This window comes from Methylovulum psychrotolerans, assembly GCF_002923755.1.
Lineage (GTDB): Bacteria > Pseudomonadota > Gammaproteobacteria > Methylococcales > Methylomonadaceae > Methylovulum > Methylovulum psychrotolerans.
Genome location: NZ_PGFZ01000001.1, coordinates 54307 through 74713, shown reverse-complemented (window position 1 = coordinate 74713; position 20407 = coordinate 54307). Strand labels below are relative to the sequence as shown.

General features: G+C 53.1%; 24 protein-coding genes. 6 read left to right on the top strand and 18 right to left on the bottom strand.

Translation table 11 applies throughout. The features are described from left to right. Positions 1–336: 336 nt before the first annotated feature. From AADEFJLK_RS00370 to AADEFJLK_RS23790, 8 genes are all read right to left on the bottom strand, one after another. Complete coding sequence (locus AADEFJLK_RS00370; RefSeq protein ID WP_211299118.1) at positions 337–603, bottom strand: hypothetical protein; 267 nt, start codon at positions 601–603, stop codon at positions 337–339. A gap of 439 nt (positions 604–1042) precedes the next feature. After that, positions 1043–1594: a hypothetical protein gene (locus tag AADEFJLK_RS00365; RefSeq protein WP_103972913.1), complete on the bottom strand. Its 552-nt coding sequence runs from the start codon at positions 1592–1594 to the stop codon at positions 1043–1045. A gap of 25 nt (positions 1595–1619) precedes the next feature. Continuing rightward, on the bottom strand, positions 1620–1964 hold the full coding sequence (locus tag AADEFJLK_RS00360) for a hypothetical protein (protein ID WP_088620551.1): 345 nt from the start codon (positions 1962–1964) through the stop codon (positions 1620–1622). A gap of 231 nt (positions 1965–2195) precedes the next feature. Continuing rightward, complete coding sequence (locus AADEFJLK_RS00355; RefSeq protein WP_103972912.1) at positions 2196–3647, bottom strand: hypothetical protein; 1452 nt, start codon at positions 3645–3647, stop codon at positions 2196–2198. Between the two features lie 2 nt (positions 3648–3649). Beyond that, positions 3650–7441, bottom strand: coding sequence for a hypothetical protein (locus AADEFJLK_RS24940; RefSeq protein WP_211299117.1), 3792 nt, complete (start codon positions 7439–7441; stop codon positions 3650–3652). 34 nt (positions 7442–7475) lie between these two features. Beyond that, complete coding sequence (locus tag AADEFJLK_RS24280) at positions 7476–7640, bottom strand: hypothetical protein (protein WP_170064992.1); 165 nt, start codon at positions 7638–7640, stop codon at positions 7476–7478. 31 nt (positions 7641–7671) lie between these two features. Further along, positions 7672–8061, bottom strand: coding sequence for a hypothetical protein (locus AADEFJLK_RS00345; protein WP_146054473.1), 390 nt, complete (start codon positions 8059–8061; stop codon positions 7672–7674). Positions 8062–8118: 57 nt separating this feature from the next. After that, on the bottom strand, positions 8119–8352 hold the full coding sequence (locus AADEFJLK_RS23790; protein WP_146054472.1) for a hypothetical protein: 234 nt from the start codon (positions 8350–8352) through the stop codon (positions 8119–8121). A gap of 332 nt (positions 8353–8684) precedes the next feature. On the opposite strand from AADEFJLK_RS23790, the gene AADEFJLK_RS00335 reads away from it, so the two are divergent. Then, entirely contained in the window at positions 8685–8891 is a 207-nt protein-coding gene (locus tag AADEFJLK_RS00335) for a hypothetical protein (RefSeq protein WP_088620555.1), read from the top strand. A 222-nt stretch (positions 8892–9113) separates the two neighbouring features. On the opposite strand, the gene AADEFJLK_RS00330 is transcribed toward AADEFJLK_RS00335, so the two are convergent. Then, positions 9114–10802: an alkaline phosphatase family protein gene (locus AADEFJLK_RS00330; protein WP_211299116.1), complete on the bottom strand. Its 1689-nt coding sequence runs from the start codon at positions 10800–10802 to the stop codon at positions 9114–9116. A gap of 316 nt (positions 10803–11118) precedes the next feature. On the opposite strand from AADEFJLK_RS00330, the gene AADEFJLK_RS00325 reads away from it, so the two are divergent. Continuing rightward, a complete protein-coding gene (locus tag AADEFJLK_RS00325) occupies positions 11119–11472 on the top strand; it encodes a hypothetical protein (RefSeq protein WP_103972909.1) in 354 nt (117 codons plus the stop codon). 84 nt (positions 11473–11556) lie between these two features. Next, complete coding sequence (locus tag AADEFJLK_RS00320) at positions 11557–12042, top strand: protein-tyrosine phosphatase family protein (RefSeq protein WP_103972908.1); 486 nt, start codon at positions 11557–11559, stop codon at positions 12040–12042. 125 nt (positions 12043–12167) lie between these two features. On the opposite strand, the gene AADEFJLK_RS00315 is transcribed toward AADEFJLK_RS00320, so the two are convergent. The 9 genes from AADEFJLK_RS00315 to AADEFJLK_RS00275 all read right to left on the bottom strand — a co-directional run bounded on the left by AADEFJLK_RS00315 (position 12168) and on the right by AADEFJLK_RS00275 (position 18127). After that, positions 12168–12587, bottom strand: coding sequence for a M15 family metallopeptidase (locus AADEFJLK_RS00315; protein WP_088620559.1), 420 nt, complete (start codon positions 12585–12587; stop codon positions 12168–12170). 95 nt (positions 12588–12682) lie between these two features. Beyond that, entirely contained in the window at positions 12683–12868 is a 186-nt protein-coding gene (locus tag AADEFJLK_RS00310; protein ID WP_088620560.1) for a hypothetical protein, read from the bottom strand. Between the two features lie 10 nt (positions 12869–12878). Further along, entirely contained in the window at positions 12879–13295 is a 417-nt protein-coding gene (locus AADEFJLK_RS00305; RefSeq protein ID WP_103972907.1) for a hypothetical protein, read from the bottom strand. An 11-nt stretch (positions 13296–13306) separates the two neighbouring features. After that, positions 13307–14599, bottom strand: a complete 1293-nt coding sequence (locus tag AADEFJLK_RS00300) for a hypothetical protein (RefSeq protein ID WP_103972906.1) — start codon at positions 14597–14599, stop codon at positions 13307–13309. Positions 14600–14790: 191 nt separating this feature from the next. Continuing rightward, positions 14791–15336, bottom strand: a complete 546-nt coding sequence (locus tag AADEFJLK_RS00295; protein WP_103972905.1) for a hypothetical protein — start codon at positions 15334–15336, stop codon at positions 14791–14793. 4 nt (positions 15337–15340) lie between these two features. Continuing rightward, positions 15341–15646, bottom strand: coding sequence for a hypothetical protein (locus AADEFJLK_RS00290; protein ID WP_103972904.1), 306 nt, complete (start codon positions 15644–15646; stop codon positions 15341–15343). Positions 15647–15648: 2 nt separating this feature from the next. Next, a complete protein-coding gene (locus AADEFJLK_RS00285) occupies positions 15649–16440 on the bottom strand; it encodes a hypothetical protein (RefSeq protein ID WP_103972903.1) in 792 nt (263 codons plus the stop codon). A gap of 437 nt (positions 16441–16877) precedes the next feature. Then, positions 16878–17420 carry an RlfB protein gene (locus AADEFJLK_RS00280; protein ID WP_103972902.1) on the bottom strand — a complete coding sequence of 181 codons (543 nt, stop codon included), beginning with the start codon at positions 17418–17420 and terminating at the stop codon, positions 16878–16880. After that, positions 17414–18127, bottom strand: coding sequence for a DUF3800 domain-containing protein (locus tag AADEFJLK_RS00275; protein ID WP_103972901.1), 714 nt, complete (start codon positions 18125–18127; stop codon positions 17414–17416). The genes AADEFJLK_RS00280 and AADEFJLK_RS00275 overlap by 7 nt, the downstream gene beginning before the upstream one ends. Positions 18128–18313: 186 nt before the next feature. Here AADEFJLK_RS00275 and AADEFJLK_RS00270 point away from each other — a divergent pair, with 186 nt between their 5' ends. From AADEFJLK_RS00270 to AADEFJLK_RS24275, 3 genes are all read left to right on the top strand, one after another. Beyond that, complete coding sequence (locus tag AADEFJLK_RS00270; RefSeq protein ID WP_249027944.1) at positions 18314–18895, top strand: DUF2780 domain-containing protein; 582 nt, start codon at positions 18314–18316, stop codon at positions 18893–18895. A 168-nt stretch (positions 18896–19063) separates the two neighbouring features. Next, the gene (locus AADEFJLK_RS00265; protein WP_103972900.1) at positions 19064–19468 is read left to right on the top strand and encodes a hypothetical protein; all 405 of its coding nucleotides are present in this window, start codon (positions 19064–19066) and stop codon (positions 19466–19468) included. A gap of 112 nt (positions 19469–19580) precedes the next feature. After that, on the top strand, positions 19581–20407 hold an 827-nt coding region (locus AADEFJLK_RS24275; protein ID WP_170064991.1), incomplete at its 3' end, for a hypothetical protein.

Sequence of the window (20407 nt, the reverse complement as noted above, 5' to 3'; positions counted from 1 at the left end):
CAATCAGCCGGGCATCTGCCTGCGTTATTTTATGCCCATTCATTAACTTATGCCGTAGTCAGCCCGCCTTAAAGTAGGCGCGGCAACAATAGCCGATAACCCATAAATAATTCATGAATTATTAACTACGGTATAAGTATAGAACAATTTCGCCGTCCAACCTGCCAAAACCCGCCAAATTTTGCCCAAAAACCATTCCCGCCTACACACCAGTCACTTAAACAGCCTGATAGCCCCGGCGTTATTAAAAGCAGCACTACCATGCGTATTTTCAAAGTCCCTTTGGCTAAAACCGTCGTGCCGTTAGCAGCCAGTTTTTCAAGCCCTGCACGCGCCTTAATGCCGATTTTTCCACTTGGCATAAAAATAAGCGCCCCCGGAAACCGCGCCCGTCACCGTCGCGGCAAGCGCGATAATCGGCGCGGCGGTGACAATTAACGGGGTGCTGGTAATCCCTAAGGCCACCCCCAACGCCGTAAGGCCCGTCGGGGCCGCCAAACTGGCGCCGACACCCGCAGCGGCGGATACTAGACCCACTGTCATGGCCACATCTTCGGCACGTTTGGCTACTTTGTCATGCAGTTTGTTAGGGTTTTCGGTCATGGGTAACTCTCCAAAAAGGCTAAGGAACTAATTAATAAAGTAATTCAGTGGATACGGGCGCGAAACCGACATCCTTCCGCTCCCTTCATATCCTAAAAGATATACTGGCAAAACGGCTAAGGCAATGGGCTTACCCAGACAAACGGGCGGGGAGACATGCTCGGATGTTGCTCGGCCAATTGCCATTCTTGCCATTAGGTCAAACTGATGTTGAACGGCAGTGAGAAATCCGGCGAAATCCATTGAGGTCGGCCTGACAAATAATCAGCTACTGGCACTCTGTTGGTCAGACCAATAAAAGGCGTGGAGTATGCCTATCAATATCAGGCCGATTCCGATAGCTATACTGTGAGCGGCCAAGTTTTCGGCTTTTACAATTCACCGTAGGGTACGCTGTACCCTACCAAAAAAACCGAAAACTTGGCCGTTTGAAGTATATTTAGGGTTTGGCAGTGCCCTGCCCTTGCAAAAAGCCTTGGATGTAATTGGCGGGCAAATCTAGGGCTTCATAGCGGAGGGTGGCGGAAGCCAGTTGCAGGTGCAGGCCAGTTTGTCGGGCTTGCGCCAAATCGGCGGCGGCTAAGTCTAGGCTGAGCAAGTCCTGATAGATGCACGAAGAAATCAGGCTGTTAAACAGTTGGCAACGTTCGGCGATGTGGCGTTGGTGGCTAAGGGGGCGGCTTTGCCCGTCCAATTGCGCGAAATCGTAATGGCGGACAGCGCCGCCATAATTGATGTCGATGAGCAGGCGAAAGCCGGAATTTGTATCGGCGGAAGCTAAGCGGTAATTTACAGTGTCGTAGCCGAAGAACAGGGTGCGGTATTGGCTAAGGTGCAAGACCGGGGCGAACCAAGTCAGGCCTTGTGGGTCGGGGCTGGAGCTGTGTTCAGTCTGTTGGGCGATTTGGGCGGCAGGGGCTTGCCTGATATTGTCGGTACAGGCGGGCAATAAGGCGCACCCTACCAGCACAAGGGGAGCATAAGCTTTCATAAGCGGGTCCTCTATAAAATGCCAGCTAACGCTGGTTGGGCGGCGACATGACCGCGACCAAGAAAAATATCACCACCAACAACGGCCAGAAAAACGGCGCGACCAAAAACATACCGACCAGGGCGACGAACAGGGCAGCTAAAAAGACTACAAAACCGACCCCCAAAAACAGCAGCACGGCCAGTATACCGCTAAATAACAGGATAATTAAAGCGCTGGGAATGGCGGCAAAGCCGAGCAAGGCATTATCGACAGGCTGGCCGTTGACCATCAGCTTTAACACCCCGACATCGGGATGGAACAGATAGCTCAGTAAGGCGACCAGTACGCCCATGACAAAAACGGTGGCGATCAGGGGATGGCGTTGCATGGTCGGTTTCCTCGCTATGCGGGTTGGGGGATAGATCTGTTTCGAGGTTGGGCGGGTCGGAAAACCTGCAAAACTGAGCCTGCGTAACGGCATTATTTTGCCTATCCTTAAGCGCCTGCCTCTATCACATCATAACCTAAAAAAATCAAAATAGTTCCTGATCACTTGCAGGGTGCGCCTGACAACCGCGTAGGCTGGGCAGATTATTTCAACCTGTACAAATCAACATCCCTACACAATCCCACCCGTCGCCTGCTCATAAGGATACAAACTCTGCTCCGCCTTGGCGCGTTCATAAAACAAAGTGCCACGGTCAAAGACAATACTGGAGACAAAGCTTTGGTATAAGGTGAAACGGTGGCTGATGGTATGGGCGTACACCTCGCCCATATAACGCCCACACCGGTATAGCTTCAGATAACAGCCCGGCTTAAGCCGCTCATCACCGCGCAATTGCAACGAGCCGCTGTCCAAAATCACATTATCGCGGTTCATCGCCGCCAACAACGCCGATTGGCTGCGCAAATAATCGGTTAATTTTTGCGTATTACCCGCGATAACGGCTTTTTTAGGGTTATCATTACGCACATACTGGTTAGGCAACAACGCCGTTTCCATGCGCATCGCCCGAAACCCAAACACCGCACTGGCGCTATTGACATAGCCTAAACGGTCTTGCGCCGTCTGCACATCCTCAGCCGTCAAGGTTTGGTTTACATCGGCATGGGCGCGGGAAGACACCGCAAAATAATTGGCTACCCCAGCATCCGAACGCTCGGTGCTGAGCTGCTCAATATCCTTATCGTCAACGCGCCACTGCACCGCCTCCCCTTGCAGAAAGCGGCCACTGGCGGTATCTTTCAGCGGAATAGGCCGCACCACCAAGGTCGCCCCCGCCTCGCCGTCCTCCACATACAACTCGTTAAAAGCAGGCACATCCAACACCCCGCGCAACAGCTCCAACAAGGAGATATTCTCAGACAGCGACTTCGCCGACACCGACACACTGGCCGCGACATCCGCCTGCACCGCCATCTGTTTCAACACCTGCCCCGCCTGCCCGACCATGGTCTGCAAATACGGATTAATGACCACATCGGCGACCTCCTGCACAAACTGCCCGACCGTCTTAGTCTTAGCCTCTGTGCCTTTGGCATAGCGGGTAAAATATGCCAGCACCGTTTTCAGTGTCCCATCCAACTGCCCATTAGGTTCCGACACCAGCCGGATCAGTTGCAACACCTTACCGTAATCATGCCCCGTCACCCTCACCATGCGCTGCGGAACACCATTAGCGATACTTTCGCTACGCACGACACTGGTGACAAAACCGCGCAACACCAAGGGATAACGGCCCGCCGCATCGGGAGTGCCGCTGTGCGACAGGCGGATCTCAATGCTGTCCATCGGCTCGATAAACGCCGCCAAAGAATCAAACCCCGCCGCCCCGCCCTGCGTCAGACTCACCGAACGGTCAGGAAAACTTAACATAAACGTCCCGGTCGCATCCCGCACCGACTTTCTCACCTCCACCATACTGTCAGTACCTAACAGCGGCGTAAGGTCAAAGCCATGCGGGGTCTGGCGGTAACGGCGGCCATCCGCACTGACAGTGTCGGCGAGTAACTTGCGCGGCCTGCCGTGGGTTAGCCAGACGCTAATTTTGGGGTGGTAGGTTTGCATGGTTAGCCCACATAAGAAGGGATAGGAGAAGTAATCAGCGAAGTCACCACTATAGGGTCGGCAATCGGTATGCCATGAGAATTATTCAGGTTAATATTCACGCCCAAATTACTGAACGTCAAACGGACGGCTTGCTCGGCACGCGCCAGAGCTTGCTGCTCACCCTTAATAAAAACCTCATTGGGGATTTTTGTGGCGTTGGCATCGCTGCCACTACTTTTGGGCAGAAGGTCGGCAGCGAGGGAAGTATCCGGCCAAGTTTGTTTGTTGATTTTCCCTAATAACGCGACGTTTTTAATAGCTTCTTTCTTATCCGATGTGTTGCCCTGATTGCCCTGATTGCCCTGCTCGCCTTTCTGGAAATTCGTATTTGTGCCACTGCCCTTTCCTCTGAATTGTGCCGAACTGGGGATGAGGGCGGCGGTAGCTGAAGCCAATGCGGCGGCGGTCATTGCGGCGGCGGCGGCAGATTTGGCGGATTCGGCAGCGGCTGAAGCAGATGCGGTGGCAGCGGCTGCGGCGGTCGCCGTAGCTGTGGCGGCTGCGGCGGTGGCAGGGGCCGTAGCGCATGGCACACAGGGATCGCCTGAAAAGCCGCCGCGTTCCTGTGGTGCGGCAGGTACGGGCGTGGGCGTTGGTGTTGGCGTGGGCGTGGGCGTGGGCGTTGGCGTGGGCGTTGGTGTAGGCGTTGGTATAGGCGTGGGTGTGGCTTTTACATCGACTGCCTTAACAGGCTCAACCGGAGCAGGCTGCATAAACCCTGCTATCGCCTCAGCACTCAGCGCAGCTTGCGGATTCAACACCTCGCCCAAGCTCTTGCCCAATGCCTCCCTAAACAATATTCCCTTTTGGGTTTTTTGCGCCACCAGCTTCCAGATATAATCCATAATTTTTTGGATACTTTCCGGCGAGTTGGCATTACTGACACCCAACTGCTTCGCCAGCTCTGCCGTCAACGGCATCCCGCTGGGGTCTTGGGCTGCCTCCATCGTCGCGACAAGCGTCGCCATATCCTTATTGTTGATATGATCATGCTTAGCCGCCAACAAACTTATCAGTGCCGCGTATTTTTTCTTGCCCTCACCAAGGGCAGCAAAGCCTTGCGAATTTAGCAGCTCTTGTACCACAGGCAACCGCAATTGCGGTTCAAATTTGCCGGCTATACCTGCCGCCGCCTCTTGCCCGATCAGTTGCTCCAGCGTTTTCGGGCTGGGCGGCGGTGTCTCCACAATATCTTTTTTGCCACTGCCCTTATCCTTATCCTTGCTCGCGTCAGCCTCAGCCTCAGCTTTCCGCAGCTGATTGAGCTTATCCTGCCGGACTTGTTCAATAATGGCAGCTGTATTCTCAGGGTACAAACGTGGCTGTCTTGCCACCGCCGCTTGTGCAAGCTTGACAGCTCTCTCAATACCCTGCTCATCTTTATACACGCCCTCAGACAGCGGCTTGATTAACTTATCCGCCGCCGCAAAGCCTTCCGCCGAGACAACCGTCTCCTTCGTCACGCCCCGCATTGGGACTGGCATTGTCACGGTAGAATACTCATACTGCTTGACATGACCCAAGGCATCCGTCACCGCAGGGCTTTTTAACAGCCCTTTCTGCTCCGCCCACAGTGCTAACGCTTCGCCAAAACCCTCGCCATACTTATCGGGATGGAGCTGGAGTTCCCGCTCAGTTTTTAAAAACGCTGCCCGCGCTTCCTTTAAAGCCTCAGGATCGTTAGGATGCTCACGCAACGGTTTTTCAATCGCTTCCAAACTATCGCCAGATTCGCGGCTTTGGGCATCGGTATACCGTTCAATCGCAATCGGCATTTTTAACGTTTCGGCGGCATCGCTTAAACGCTCACGCCCGATAATCGCATTGACGGCATCGCCCTTAAGCTCATCCGGCAAACTTTCCATAATCGCCAGCAACACTTGTTTTATGCCCGACGTTAACGGCAACATCTGCGCGGCATATTCCAGCATCTGGGTTTCTATCTTAATTTGATCTGTTTGCGCTTTCAAAGCCGGATCCGAGCTATCCTTCACCACCAGCTTAATCACCTCGCTTTTGAAGTCCTTAGACGAGTGATCCAGTTTATCCAAACGCTCTTTATCAGCAGGCGTAACCTTATCGTGCTTAAGCAAAGCCTGATACTGCTCATCAAAGGCCTGATCGCCGCCCTGCGCCAACATCGCCAACGCGGGTAACACCGATAAATCTTGCAGCTTATTGACATCATAGCCATATTTTTCTAAAAAAGGTTCGAGCTTCCCCATGCCCTCAGGGGCTTTGTTATACGCCAACACAAGGCTAGTGGCCTGTTGCACCGACATGTTTAAAGTATCTTGCACCAGTTGCACCAGCTTTTCGGTATCGACCGGACGGTTTTGGCCGGGTGGCGTGGTTGCGGGCTTATCATGCTTACCCTTACGCTTTCTTTTACCCGAAGGCTTAGCCTCCCCCCCTTGGGCAAGCAGCACAAACCTATCCATTAACTGGCTTAAAATACCTTCCGAGTTGGCGGCGAGTTTTTGGTTATGGGCAATCGCCTTGGTATCGTTATAATAACCCGCCAACTCCATCGCTTGGCTGTCTTTGCCGTAAACTTTGGCAAAACTATTAAACAAACCGCCCGCTTGCACCCGCTTAAGGTCATCATCACCAAAGCCCGGCGTGGTGCGGCGGAACGTGTCCGTCAAAAACTTGACGGGCTTTTTCTTGCTGGCTTCCCTAAAACCTTTATCCGCCGCATCCAACACCGTCGCGGCATTGGTCGGATTTTTACTCAAACCGGGTGTAGACGATGCCATCATCGCCGATAACAGCGTAGAATAGGTCGATACATCCGGTACCATTAACGTTTGGTTAGCGGAAGATTCGGTAAACTTAGACACCACCGTTAACAGTTCGCCCATTTTCGCGCTTGTGCCGCTATAAGCCGCCACCTCGCTGAGCTGGGCAAACAAATGCTTATTATCCGGCTCGTTGCGTGAGACTTTATAAAGCTGCTCGGTCGCCAAAAACTGGCTAGTGCTTTGCGCGTCAATACCGTAACCTTGCGCAAAACCGATGGCATCGCGTAAAGACTGCCCTAAACCTGAGGCGCGGTCATTATCCGGCGTAACCGCCGCCACCGAAGCGAACTTTTTGGCAAGCTGCACCGCATCATTGGCGGAGACGTTAAAACCCGCCGTCAAATGCTGGGTACTGGCGCGTAAGGTATCAAAATCGACACTGGCCGTGCCTAACATGCGCCGCAACTCGGAATAGCCCTGCGCTTCTTGCTCGGCTTTGCCGACACTGGCATCGTACGCCGCGCCCATTTTGCCGCCCATCGCCTCGCCGATCGCCCCAACAATCGCCCGCCCCCTAGGCCCGCCCACCGACCCCAGCAACTCACCGGCAAATTTGCCCATCATTTTGCCGGTGTTTTCGCCGCCTTTGCCTTCGAGCATACCCGTGACAAAATCGCCTGCGGCTTTGGCTTGTTTTTCGTACAGGCCAGCGGCTTGTTGCTGAGTATCGGTGCTTTCATCCGCCGCGAAATCCGAGAGACGGTCGGCAAAACTGGTATCAAGTGCCGTGGCATGTTGTGCTTGGCGGACACGTTTGGCTAACTTCCGCGCTTCACCAAGTAACCTGATAATGTTTCTGTAATTTTCTCCTACTATGTACTGTTTAAGCTCCTTACGCACCACACTCAAAGCATCCAGATCAGTATCCAACGTACGCAAGTCGCTATTGGCATCATTAGCTCCCGACGCATAATCGCCATGCGACAAATGTCCATTGATGGAGCTCATTGTTGTCTGAACAGCCGCTATTGCGGCATCAATTCTAGCCTGACTTGTATTGATAGTGGTCATTGATAATATCTTCAAACTCGCTTAAATCGACCGACTCCAAAGCCGCCGCGCTGTCAAAAAACGGATTGGCATATTCATCGGGGTTATTCTCATAATGGCGCGTCCAATATTCGGCCTCAATGTCCATATCGGTCATCGCCAAATAGCGCGGGTCGGTCGGGGGCAGGTTATAGGTCTGCCGGAACCAACTGCGGTACGTTCTCGCTTGCTCCCAGCCCCGGCGCTTGGCTTCCTTGTGCCGCGCCGTCGCGAAAGCTCTTAAGCCGTTCCATCAGCTCCTTGTACAGCACCGCCAGATTATTGAGCATAGTCTCGTTATAATCCAACGCCGCCAACTGCCCCCAACCGGCCGGCGCAGACACACACAACACCTGAAAATGCGCCAGCGCGTCGGCGATAAAATCCAAATACCTGTCCTGCCCGCCCTGGGCGTTAGTCAACGTAACATAAGCCGCCTGAATGGCGATATGGTCGCCCAAGGTCTCCCGGCCAAACCGAAACCGCCCGACAGTGGGTAAATCAATCATAAAATCAGTCTCTTTTGCTGGTCTTGACATACTAAGCTCCGCGTAATAATAGGAAAAAAAGTCGCTAAACAAGCCACGAGCTTACCGTCACGACGCGCAAGGCAAAAAAAACCCGCACGGGGCGGGTTTGTGTGGGTAGCTGTGTAGGTTGGGTAGACGGTTTTGCCCAACATTTGCCAATTCCGCCACGCTCAAAATATCAGATTTAACGTAACGGCCTGAACAACGGGTGTCGGTTGATATAGGTGGCGCATCAGGCAAAACCGCCTGCCCAACCCCATTAAACGGTAAATACCGCACCACCACCCGTGTAATTCCCACACACTTTCTAACCTTAAACACCTACCGCAAGCAGTGCGGCCAAACTTTCGCCATCTTCTCAAAAACCGCAAAAAAACCGCCTAAAACCGTTATTTTTCTGTACCGACCTAAAAAAATAATTGATAAAAATCAATGCAATAAATAGGAAAATTTCATTTAGTGAACAATTACCATTTTTTTCGGTAATCCTTAATTTCAATTTAGAAATGTGTTTGTTATTTTAAAACCATCAGTTAAGCGCCTTAATGCAGTGTGGCAGACCAAACTGGCCCCCATGCCCCTCTTCACTCAAAACCAACAGCCTAAGAAACAACAAAAAGAAGGAAACCGCCATGAACACGACAAACCCCAAAAACTCCCTATACCTGTTTTCATGCCTGCCGTTGGTCTTACTGTTAGCTTTTATTGTCGGTGGCTTAAATGCCAGTGACGGCGAGGCGTTACTGCGCCATCTGGCGCACGCCTACGGCGGCTCCCCTGCCCCCGCTAACATCACTGTCGCCCACAACAGCCAACAAGATGTACAAAAAGTCCGTTAACAGAGGGCGGCGGACAAGCTGCCGCCTCAAGAAAAAACAGGACAATAACCGTTAGCCGTTACTGAGGGGCAATGGCGTTTGCCCTATAGGGCAGGCTTGATGAAAAAAACCTGAAGAGCCTCCAAACACAGCAAGAGACTTAAAAAGAGGAGCCGGAAAATCGGCAAAGCGCAGTAAAAGCCAGGGAGCCGCAAAGCCCCCCAGCCTAAAAAGCCAAAAAGCTTAGTTCAATTTAGGCAATACAGCGGTGCCTTCCATCAAAACGGCTTTCAGTTTGTTTGGATCTAAACCTAAGCTGTTCAAAATCGTCGGTGCGATTTGCACGGTTTCCACCGCATCGGTTACGGTCACGCCAGACGCGATACCCGCACCCCAAACCAAAATCGGCACATGACGGTCATTCAGCGCGTTGCCGCCATGCTCGGCGATTTTGCTCAGCTTGCTGCCCGCATAAACACTGCCGACTTTCGCGATACCGACCACATCAGGCACGCGCGCGTCGCCTTTCTTAACACCAAACATCGCATAAGCGTCAGCACCCGCATTAACCGTGCGCAATCCGGCGTTGGTGAAATTAACGGCTGTTTTGTTACCCAGGCTGTCCGAACCAATACCAGTACCTGAATAGTTCATCAAAAAGTGTTTGGCAAAATTAGTCGCCACTTTAGAACGGTCTTTCAACCACAACAACACACCGTCGTCGTCTAAGGAATTAGCCACCAACCCGTTAGCGCCCGGATGCGCCGCGTTCCAAGCCGCATCCAACGCCGCCAACATGTCGCCGTCATTGATCAAGACCAGCTTAGCACGGTCTTCAGGTGATTGGCCGTGTTTGGCAGAGATAATCACCACTGTATTGCTAGGGTCAACCCCAGCGACGATTTTGCTGATCGATTGGTCAACAAAGCTCAACGCACCGCTCAGCACAGGGCCTGGCACCAACGCGCCAGAACCGTCAGCGACATAACCGCCTAAGCCATTAGCCAGAACAGCACCAGGGTTAGCAGGATCATAATAGCCAGACAAATTCAGCTTTTGCGCCGTAGAAACCGATTGGAAGTTCATCCCATAAATGGCCGGCACGCCGACGGTGCCAGTACCCGCATGGTCTTTGCCTTTTGCCCAGTTCAGTACCGCATTCACTTTCAGGTTATCGTACGTTTGCGTGTCAACGTTGTTTTTAGTAAAGTCAACAGAGCCGCCCGTCACGGTCAGGCTATTGATTTCTGGCGTAAAGAACTCCGTCACCCCGTTATCGGCGCGGCCATTGACAATCTCATTCGCCGGATGTTTGTCCGACCAAGCGGTGCGCAAATGCTGGCTTTTAGCGACGTTAAAAACGGTATTGACTTTCAGGTATTGGTGCGGATAAACAGGCGCACAGCTTGTCGGATCAACAGGCAACATCGCAGGGTCGATCAGCGTTTTAGGGTCGCCGCTCAACGCCGAAATCAGCGCGTAGCTGCTAGGCACATTGTCATACAGGCCAGCGATGTTTTGGCCAGCGTCCAAACGGTCAGTGTTCTTATCAATCGATTCATCAAACGCCACCACCGTGCCAGGCAACGTGTTGACGCAATCGGTAGTGCCGGGCGGCAACAAATCGCGGTTATACGTCACATCATAATAAATGCCGGTCGTGCCAGGATGACCGCCCGTCACTTGGCCGATTAAGCCAGGGAACGAATCAGAAGGGAATGGGGTCATAGCGTTAGCATACTCAACACCGTTGTTGACCAAGGTCGCCAACGCCGAAGCCGGATGGTTTTTCACAAACCAAGCCAAATCATCTTGATGCAGGCCGTCTACCGAAATCAACACCACATGTTGGGCTGGCGTAGCCGCATTCGCTTGAGTAGCCCCCAAAGCCATCGCCACCGCCAAAGAAATCAGCGCGTTATTCATCTTCATCTAGGTTTACCCTTATGATTATTATTAGAACGCCCATTGTATTTTGCCGTTATGACACAATGATGACGGAACCTACCCGCTAAGCCCGCTACCTAGCGGCAACGGTTACAATCCCCCGCCATTAGTGTGCATATTCACCACCTACCTTTACGCCATTTTCTAAAAAACACTAAGTAGCTGAATTTAAAAGAATTAGCCAAAATAAGCTTTTGGCACAAAAATAGCTTTATAATTCAGCAAGAGACCGGCCCCGCGTTCCCTTCCGCCCGACGGCGACCTTAAACGCAGGCTACCCATAACCCCGTCAGGATAGACCATGAACAAATATTGCCATAAAATAGCCACCTACACCGCCGTTATCTTCATCTCCACCCAACCGCTCGCCGCAGATGCCATGACCGCCGAAAAAGAAGCCGGCCAGCTCAGCGTCTTAGCAGACGACGACACCCCAACCGAAAACAAACGCCGCCTGCCCAGCGAAACCTTGCGGCAAATCGGCATTGAAGACGAAGACAGCCCGACAACCGCCCGCTTAAGCGACCACGCCGCCCCTAACACCAGCACCGAACAACCGCCTAAAGCCCAACAGCCCTTAACCGGGATAATCAGCCGGAAATTCGCCAGCTTCGTCGCGTGGCTCAATACCGACATAGAAGCCGACTTGCATTAATTGTCAGTAATGGACATAAAATAACCCAGATTCTGGAGCGCGGGCATCTTGCCCGCACTTGCCGCCAAAATACCCATATCTCCCATGCGCCCCGACCTCTACTGGCTCCCCCTACCCGACTACAAGCTAGCCATCATGCCGCGCCCCCGCGCGGGCGACTGGCTAGCGGATGAAATCCGTGCATGGCAGCAACAGGGCATCAACACCGTCGTCTCCCTGTTAGAAGCGAGTGAAGTCCATGAATTAGAACTGGGCGAAGAAGAGCGTTTATGTGCCGACCTAGGCATCCGCTTCCTCAGCCTGCCCATCCCCGACCGGGGCATACCCGCCCACCGCCCCGCCGTCCGCGCCTTAGCCTATACCCTAGCGGCACAACTGCAAGCGGGCGCAAGCGTAGCGGTCCATTGCCGCGCAGGCATAGGCCGCAGCAGCCTAATCGCCGCCTGTGTGTTAGCGGTTTTAGGTATCGGTGATGAATTTGCGTTAATCAGCCAAGCACGGGGCGTGGCAGTGCCGGACACAGAACAACAGGCGGCTTGGTTGGTGGGGTTTAGGCGAACAGAGGCGTAAAGCCACTGAAGAATAGGCAGGAAATAATTCAGACAAACGTTAAAGGATACGGGTCATGGAGCGCGGGCATCTTGCCCGCAAGGGCGGGTAAGATGCCCGCGCCCCATGCTGAGGTTATTTTAAGCCTACCCCAAATCCGCCAACTGAAAGTGCATCCCATCCGGCTTAGACCAAGTGCCGCCCCAGTCAAAGCCATTATCGGTAAAACACTTCACAAACTTCGCACTCAAACTCGGCTTACCGCCAAAACGGTTCCACGCCGCGTTAACATCAATCGCCACACCCCAGCTATGTAAACTGGCTGTCGATGCACCGCGTTTTTTGCGGATGTTAAAACAGCCGTCCCAAGTTTTTAACTCACTGACACAGCCCGTTTTAATCAAGGCTTTAAACGCCGCCGTCAACGGCCCGACCATACGCTTATTGCAATAGACCTTTTTCGGAATCACGCCAATCTCCAACTCCGTCGGCACATCCCACAGCACCATATCGGTCTCATGGCTAGGGTCGCCGAGTATTTTCAAACATTTTTGCGCTGTTAACATAACATCCACTCTTTATATAGAGAGGGGCTACCGATAACAATAGCCCCAAACACCCAAAAGCCCTGTGCCAAAGCAAAAACCTTGGCACGCCAGCCCTATTCCCCGTGCTGCCGATCCGGGGCGGCCATACCGACTGCGCCCGTACCAAAAAACACATAAATCAACGATGTTACCGCCTGCTCCTGCTCAGGGCTGAACTTGACCAGTGCAAAGGCGATCATCACCTGCATTAGCCCCAGCCAAGTGCTGGGCTCGCGCAGGCGTTTTTGCCAATAGCCCATCCCCGCCCCCTTACACACGTTGGATAGCCAACGCCATAAAGGTAATATTATGGGTAATCACGCGGTTGGTCTGAATCTCAGTGTCGCCCGATGCAAACGTACAGCCTAAGGCCTTTTGCACCACTTGGCGGCTGTCTTTGTCCAGCAGCAAAATGTCAAACACCGACCCGGTCAACATATCCGCCGAAGTGGCGGGCTGGATGCCGTTCTTCACCAAATCGTCGTTTTTCAATTGCAGCATGTTTGCGGTCACGGTGTACTTGGCCGCGCCCGGCACGTTCTCAATCGGGTCGATAGTGCCGATGCCGTAATACGGCTGCACCGCGTAATCCTCGTTAAAACGCACCGTCTGCAAGGTGCCTAAAAGCTTATTATTAAAAATCAGCACCGCCGAATTGGCGGATTGGATCAACTGGTTAGTCGCCATACGGACGCTCCTTACGCGCGGGTGCCGGTATACGGCACATCATAAATACTGATACCGATATAATTATTCGGAATAACGGGCGACACTTGGACGCTGATGCGGTTGCTGTCCAACGCCTGGGTCACGGTCAAACCGCGCCACGCCGGGCTAGTGTTGTCGCCGACAATCACCCCCTCACCCAAAGGCTCAGGAATCGCCAACTGCTTCAAACGGCTAGCGACCACCGCCTTTAACTGCGCAGGCAGATACGGGGTGTTTTTCGCCCCCAACAACGGCGCGACCGCCTCCCGCAAAGCACGGGCGACATAATCCGAAGCCACCCCGGTGGACATTTCATGCTGGTTAAAATTATCGGCATTCTGCGAGGTGCTGACCGATTGCAGCACCCGCACATTGCCCTGATAATCGCGCCAGCAACACAACACCCCACCCGGCAACAGCACATCAGTGTCTTCCGGATTACGCAAGCGGCTGGCCATATCACTGACTGCCACCGTCTTATTGGTCAACGGCGTACCCGCCGTCACCCCGCACATCATCCCCGCCAATAACGCCGCCAACACCATCGGCGGATACATCGCCATCAAATTGTCGCTGTTCAAATCATAAAAGCCCTGATGCACCAACGACACGCGCGGGTTATTGAGCGCCTCCGCCTTCGCCAACGCATCGTCGTTCGCCGAACCGCTGGGGATGCCGACAATGCCGCGCCGTTCCTGAAACGCCACATCGCTCATATAATTGACATGTGCCGAGAGCATCTGGTGGACATCATCCGCATCCGACAAACAGGTCAGCCAATGGCACGGGACATTTTTCAGCGCGTCAAACGCCATTTGCCATTGATCAAAAGTCGGCAATACAGAAGTGCTGTACGTCAACGCCTTTGAAGCAAAAACCACCGGCTCCTTAACCAACACCGCCGCCGTGGTGCGGCTGGCGCTCAACCACGGCGACAAGGTGTTAATCGCTGTTATCACCGCATCCAATAAAGAACGCACCGTCACCCCACCCGCCGCCGTCAGATCCGCAGCGGTTTTAATCGCATCCAGCCTATCAGTCGCCTTTGTTAACAGGATGGCATTTTTCACCACCGCCGTTACCCCGTCGATCTGGTTCAACGCCTCCAGCAAACCGCCCACCGACGAATACACCGCAAACGACAAATCGGTCTGCTGCGTCCCCACCGTCACCCGCAAATATGCCACGTCATTCAACAACACCGTCTGCACCGTCGCCACCGTCGCCGAACCCGCATAACTGATAAGGGGAGTCGCTATTTTTGCGAAAGATTGCTTCGGCATCCTTGCCGGTCAATCAGCAAAAATCACGCGACCGCTTATGCCTTCGGCTGCCCCAGCCGTCCTGGTCACTCGCTCGCCACCCAACAAGGGGTGGCTCACATGCTCTCCAATGACTCGACGCGATTTCGTATAGCCTGCATTTTCACTTCCGCTTCGCTTCGTGAAAACTCAGGCACTATCGCTTCTGGGGACTACTCGACTCCTGTCTCGCAGCGAGTGAACACGTCGCTGATAATATTGCTCGCGGTCACGGTATTATTGGCACCGACAATATTGCTGTTCTTAATCGTCACCGTGCGCGACACCGTACCCGGCAGCGTCCCGGCGGCAATACTCAAATAAATCTTCTGCCCGTTCGACCCATAAAGATTGGCGTGGACATTCATCGCATCGATGCCGCCCACATCCTTCAGCACCAAACTGGCTTGGGTGTCCGAACGCGGATTCACCACCCACACATAATCCGGCCCCGACACCGCCGCCTCGGCAGACGGGGCAAAGGCTTTTTCCAACGCCTTTAACAACACCGTCTCACTAGGGTCTAGCGGATACGCCAACGCCTCGCGGTAACTGCCAAATTTCACCGGGATAAACGGCGGCAAATTCTTACTCTCGGCGATAATCGCCAAGACATTACCCAAACCCGACCCGCTATTGCCGTTCATCGCCGAATCATCGACAAAGCTCGCGGTCACGGGCGTTTGGTAAATCGTATTATTAAAATCAAATCCTGACATGGGCTTATCTCACGGCTTGGGAAACAAAGGCGGCAAAGCACGCCTGATACTCGGCGGCAGTGGCAAACCACCGTGCCGCACGCTGCTGCGCCTTCGCAAACGCCGCCACCAACTCATAGCGGCGGTCTTGCTGGTGCAAAACATTCATAAAATCCGCCAAACTGACTAACGGCTCAACTACGCCTACAGAGGCCGCCTCGGCCACCGCCACCGCTTCGGGAGCGGCGGCAAGCCGGGCGGCAGGCGCGGGTAGGTTAGCCTTAACAGTGGCTTTAGCGACCATAGCGGCCGTGCTGGAATCATCACTCATAGTTAGCTCACAGAAACAGAAGTAGAAAAGACAGGAAACGGCACCGTCGCGGCAACACCCGACTGGCAAAGGCATTGCAAGTTTAGGCGCGACAAATACACCGGGCTTTGGTAACGGTCAAACTCCTCGGCATCGCTCAGGCTTAACTGGATCTGCTGCATCCCGGCCTGGACAAACACCTCCAGATTGGCAATCACCAAACCCTTCACCGCCTGACGCAAGGCCTTACGCTCATCACCGCCGAGTTGGCTCCACACCACAATCTCCAGCGTCACCGCCGACAGCCAGCCGCTCTCAGCCTCGCTCAGGGCATCGCCGACAAACAACTGCTCCGGCGTGTCGCTGCGCAACTGCACCGTCACCACCGGCAACGCCACCTTATCCAACTGCGGACTGGCGGTCAGTACCGGAATCCGGTTCTGGCGGTGCTTGAGCGTCCCATTGGCGACCAGCATCGCCAAACCGCTCTCCAAACGCTCACGCACCAAGGCTTGCGGGTCTATCGAGGTATCGGTAAAAAACGCCCCCGGCGTAACCGACCGCGCCGGAAACTGGCCATCCCAAACCGTATCGTCAAAGTAAAAAACCTTATAGAAATACGCCACCCCATTGCTCAAGGCCGCATAATCCAACACCACCACCTCATTACCCTCATAGATAAGCTCAGCGGCATCGCCCTCGGCAAACGCGTCGCGGGTATTACGCGCCACCCGCCACAACAACGCCCCCGGCGGCGGGCTTAAATACACCTTCGCCCCGTTACCCGCCAGTAGCGGCAGGCAATAATCAATCATCAAACACATCCACAAAAAGGGGAACACATGGGGCTATAGTAGTGTCACGACGTGGCGGGAAAAACAGCGGGCAAACAAACACCTCTGCTTGGCCTTCTGCCAGCAGATATTGGCAAACAAAGGCGTTGCTAAAGCAATATTTATGAGAGATATAACGACAGGGCGGAGAGTACGCAAAAATGCGTATTATTTCTCTTGAATAAAATAGCTATCAGGGATATAGTGGAGAAGCTCACCTACCAATGGTAGAAAGAGGTGGCCGCATCGTCCGGCCTTGGAAAAAGTATCAATACTACCGTAAAGCCTTCGACAAGCGGCTCTGTTTTTGCAGGCCAATAATTGAAAAGGATTATAATCAATTACTTGTACTTAAACGTATCTACGGCTTTAGGTGCTATGAAAATACCCCTTCCAGACGACCAACTTTTACCCTCCCACTAAAACCACTCGCAACCGACCAACGCCTCATCGGCATGACTGACATAGTCTTGGTGACGCTTGTGGTAATCTTGACGCTTATGCGCTTGGTCTATATAAAAACTGGTGACCAAAAATGCGCCGTTGCGGCCAATTTTCTGTAAAATAACCACAAAATCATCCTGATACGCCCAAAGATACAAACGGACATCCCGGTTAGAATTATTTTCCCGATAATAAAACAGCTTAATGGACGCATGATTATGGTTATCTATAATTTGCTTTACCCATTCAATCCGTTCAGAACGGGCATAATCAGGTAAACGCTCCCTTACCGGAACATAACGGTTGCCTTGGCGTACCTGCCGTGTCTGCTCACGGGTGGTCAAATGCCAAAAAGCCGCTTCCTTACCCTCATCTAACCGCCAACTTCTTGGGTCAACATAAATAGACTGGTTCAAATGCGTTTTTTGCGCGACAAAATCACGGTGAAAATACCCGTATAAAAAATCAAACAGCCTGCCGGCCTCCACCGTACCCAACGATAATGGCGGAGTCAACATACCGCCCCCTCAGACGGAAACCGAAAAACCGCCCATTTTTGCCCTTCCAAAGGCGTACCTCCCGCTAAAGAATCGCGGAGCTTTAGCTCAAGATAACTCAGCAATTCATTCTTTACCTGACTTTCATGGGCAATATCCAAACGGTTACGATAGGACAACGCCCCAACCAACAAAGCGCACAATTGCATAAGTTGCGACTCGTGAGAACGGATAATGTAAGCGTTTATCTCCCCATCAGACGGGTGCGGCAGCACCGCCAGCAATTTGTTAACCCTATCCCTACTTTGCCTATCGCTATAACCAAAATACAGCTTGTAATGCCCCTCTTGCCGCAGAAAATCCCGCACAGCGTAATAAAACATTGTGCAATAAAAATCCTCATAAGAGCTCTTATTAAACTGACCAAATGCTAAGGATTTCTTATCCGCCACAATAGCCTTAAAACGTAAAACATCCGCCTCTAAAAACAGATCAATTAACGCTTTATAAAAATCCAACTGCTTACCATGTAACTTTGGCCATTTTAGTTCAGCTTTATAATTATACTGGTAACGTAAAGATTTAATTTTACGGACAATACCCTCGACACTCTCTTCTGGACAAGCTATTGCGCCCAGCACCATCACATCGGCATTATCGTACTCAAAATGACAACTCTCATCACAAAACACCTTATATTTACCTAATATAGGCAAAATTTCCATCATCAACAATCCTGTAAAGTGATATTTCTATTACGCTTATAGTAAAGCCATTCGGCCTTACCGTCCACTAAGCGTATTTTCACCTTTAACGGCAATGCTCACCACTACATGCCCCGACCCAAATAAGGCTATAATCCTTACCTATCCCGCATACCCCGATCTTTTAACCCTACTATTAGGATTCCAGCAATGAAAACAGTCATCACCCTCGCGGCCTTTGGCTTAGTCGCCGTACTCAACGGCTGCGCCTCTTCACCCATGGGCGGCAGGGCAGCGGCCAACCAGCCTGCCCCGTCAATAAAAACGGTGGCGGAGCAAATTGCGGCCAGAGAAGCCATCGGTATGCTCGGCAACCGGATGGGTGTCACCCCTGCCGCCGCCCAAACACCTAAACTGGTGAATATTCTCGTCCAACAACTCGGCATCTCCCATCAACAAGCCCTTGGCGGCGCCGGGTCGATTTTCTCACTCGCCAAACGGAGCATGAATCCGACCAGTTTCGGCAAAGTCAGCCAAGCCGTTCCAGAGATAACGCAATTACTGTCTGCCGCCCCGGCGTTGGGCAATTCGGGGGGGCTGCTGGGTGCGGCCGCCACAGCCTTAGGCTCAGGCAGTGAATTAGGGAATTTGGCGATGCTGGCAGGGTCATTCCAACAACTGGGCTTGAATTCCAGCATGGTCAGCCGATTTATTCCGGTCATTTTGCAATATGTGCAGGCTCAGGGCGGCGCTTCCACCATGGGCTTGTTACAAGCCGCCTTAATGCCATAACCACCATGACTTGATGGTCAAGCGCTTAGCGTTACCGTCAAGCATTCAAATTGTAACGGGCAAGCAAAACCGCTTGCCCCCCTACCTTGTCCGAAAAATAGGGTTATAATCTTGTCCGCCGCCGCACCTAAGGCCGCAAGACATCACCCATTACCACAAGGATTCAGTATGCAACGCCCCCAAACCGCCCTTGCCTTAACCCTGCTCAGCCTCTGCACCGCCGCACCCGGCTACGCCGCACCGCCCGCGCTGATGGCCTCCAGCTTTATGCGCAATGAACTCAGCTTTGAAGCCTGCCAGCTCAAAAGCCGCGAAATCATGGACAAAATGAATTTGGAAATAGAAGACCACGGCAACGGCACCATCGGCGGCTTCGGCGAGCAAAGCGTCGCCTTGGTCAACTGCCACCGCCTCGACAAAAGCACCTACGTCCAAATCGCCGTCGCCAGCCAAAAACCCGAAGCCGCCGAAATGATCATGAACTACATCGTCAGCTACCTGCGCACCAGCACCGTCAACAGCGACAACCGCCCCATAGACGCACCCGCCCTCCCGCCCCTATACCCACATTAGGCCCCCAAGCGCGTGGGACTGCGCCAGCAAACAATTAAACGCTTGACGCAAACACCACCAAAACGTTATTTTTACCGCCTTCAAGACAACAAAAATAATAAGCGAGAGGCTAATGAACAAACGCGTCTACCTCCTTACCGCCTTGCTATTGGCGGCTTGCACCCCTGAACCTGTAAAAAAAGCCAGCACCATCCCCCCGCTGGCTTCGGTCGCCGGAAAAATCCTGCCCGGCATGGGTGTGGCCGAGGTCAACAAAACCTTAGCCGGACATCTGCCGTTCCTCCAATACACCGACCGTGACCACGCCATCTGGGAGATCACCGAACGCGAGAGCCACCCCGAAAAACAAACCCTCAACGCCAACAAACTTACCATCGTCTTCGACCCGCAAGGCCGCGTCCAAGACTCCTCGTCCTCGTTCTGCTTTCTGCCGGACGTAGAAGCGCCTGTCGGCAGTACCCCCGCCACCCACTGCTACCAAAAACAAATATTCCCGTTCGCCAAACCACTGACCTACGATGCCATCAAACGCCTGCTGATCATCTCCAACTATCAGGTCGACCATTCCGATGCCGCCTCCGAAATCATTTCCGCGACCGGGCTGCACCCCGCCCCCGATAACAAAAACAAAATGATGTTCATCAAAGTGACCATCATTTTCTCGCCCAAAGCCAATTTCACCGAAGTGGTCATGTCCGCCACCTTCAGCCTGTCCGAAAAACAATCCACCTGGGTACAAGCCGGCTTTGCTGGTGTCACCCTACCCGTGCCCCTGCCCTTCCAAAAAACCGAAGAATGGATCGACAGCGGCATCGTCACGCCCAAGTTTTACCTAGAATTTTACGATGCCCTAGCCAAACTCATCGCCCGCGAATACCTGCCCTACACCCCCATCACCGCCACTGCCGCCACCCCGCCGCCGCCCGCTTTCATCCCCCC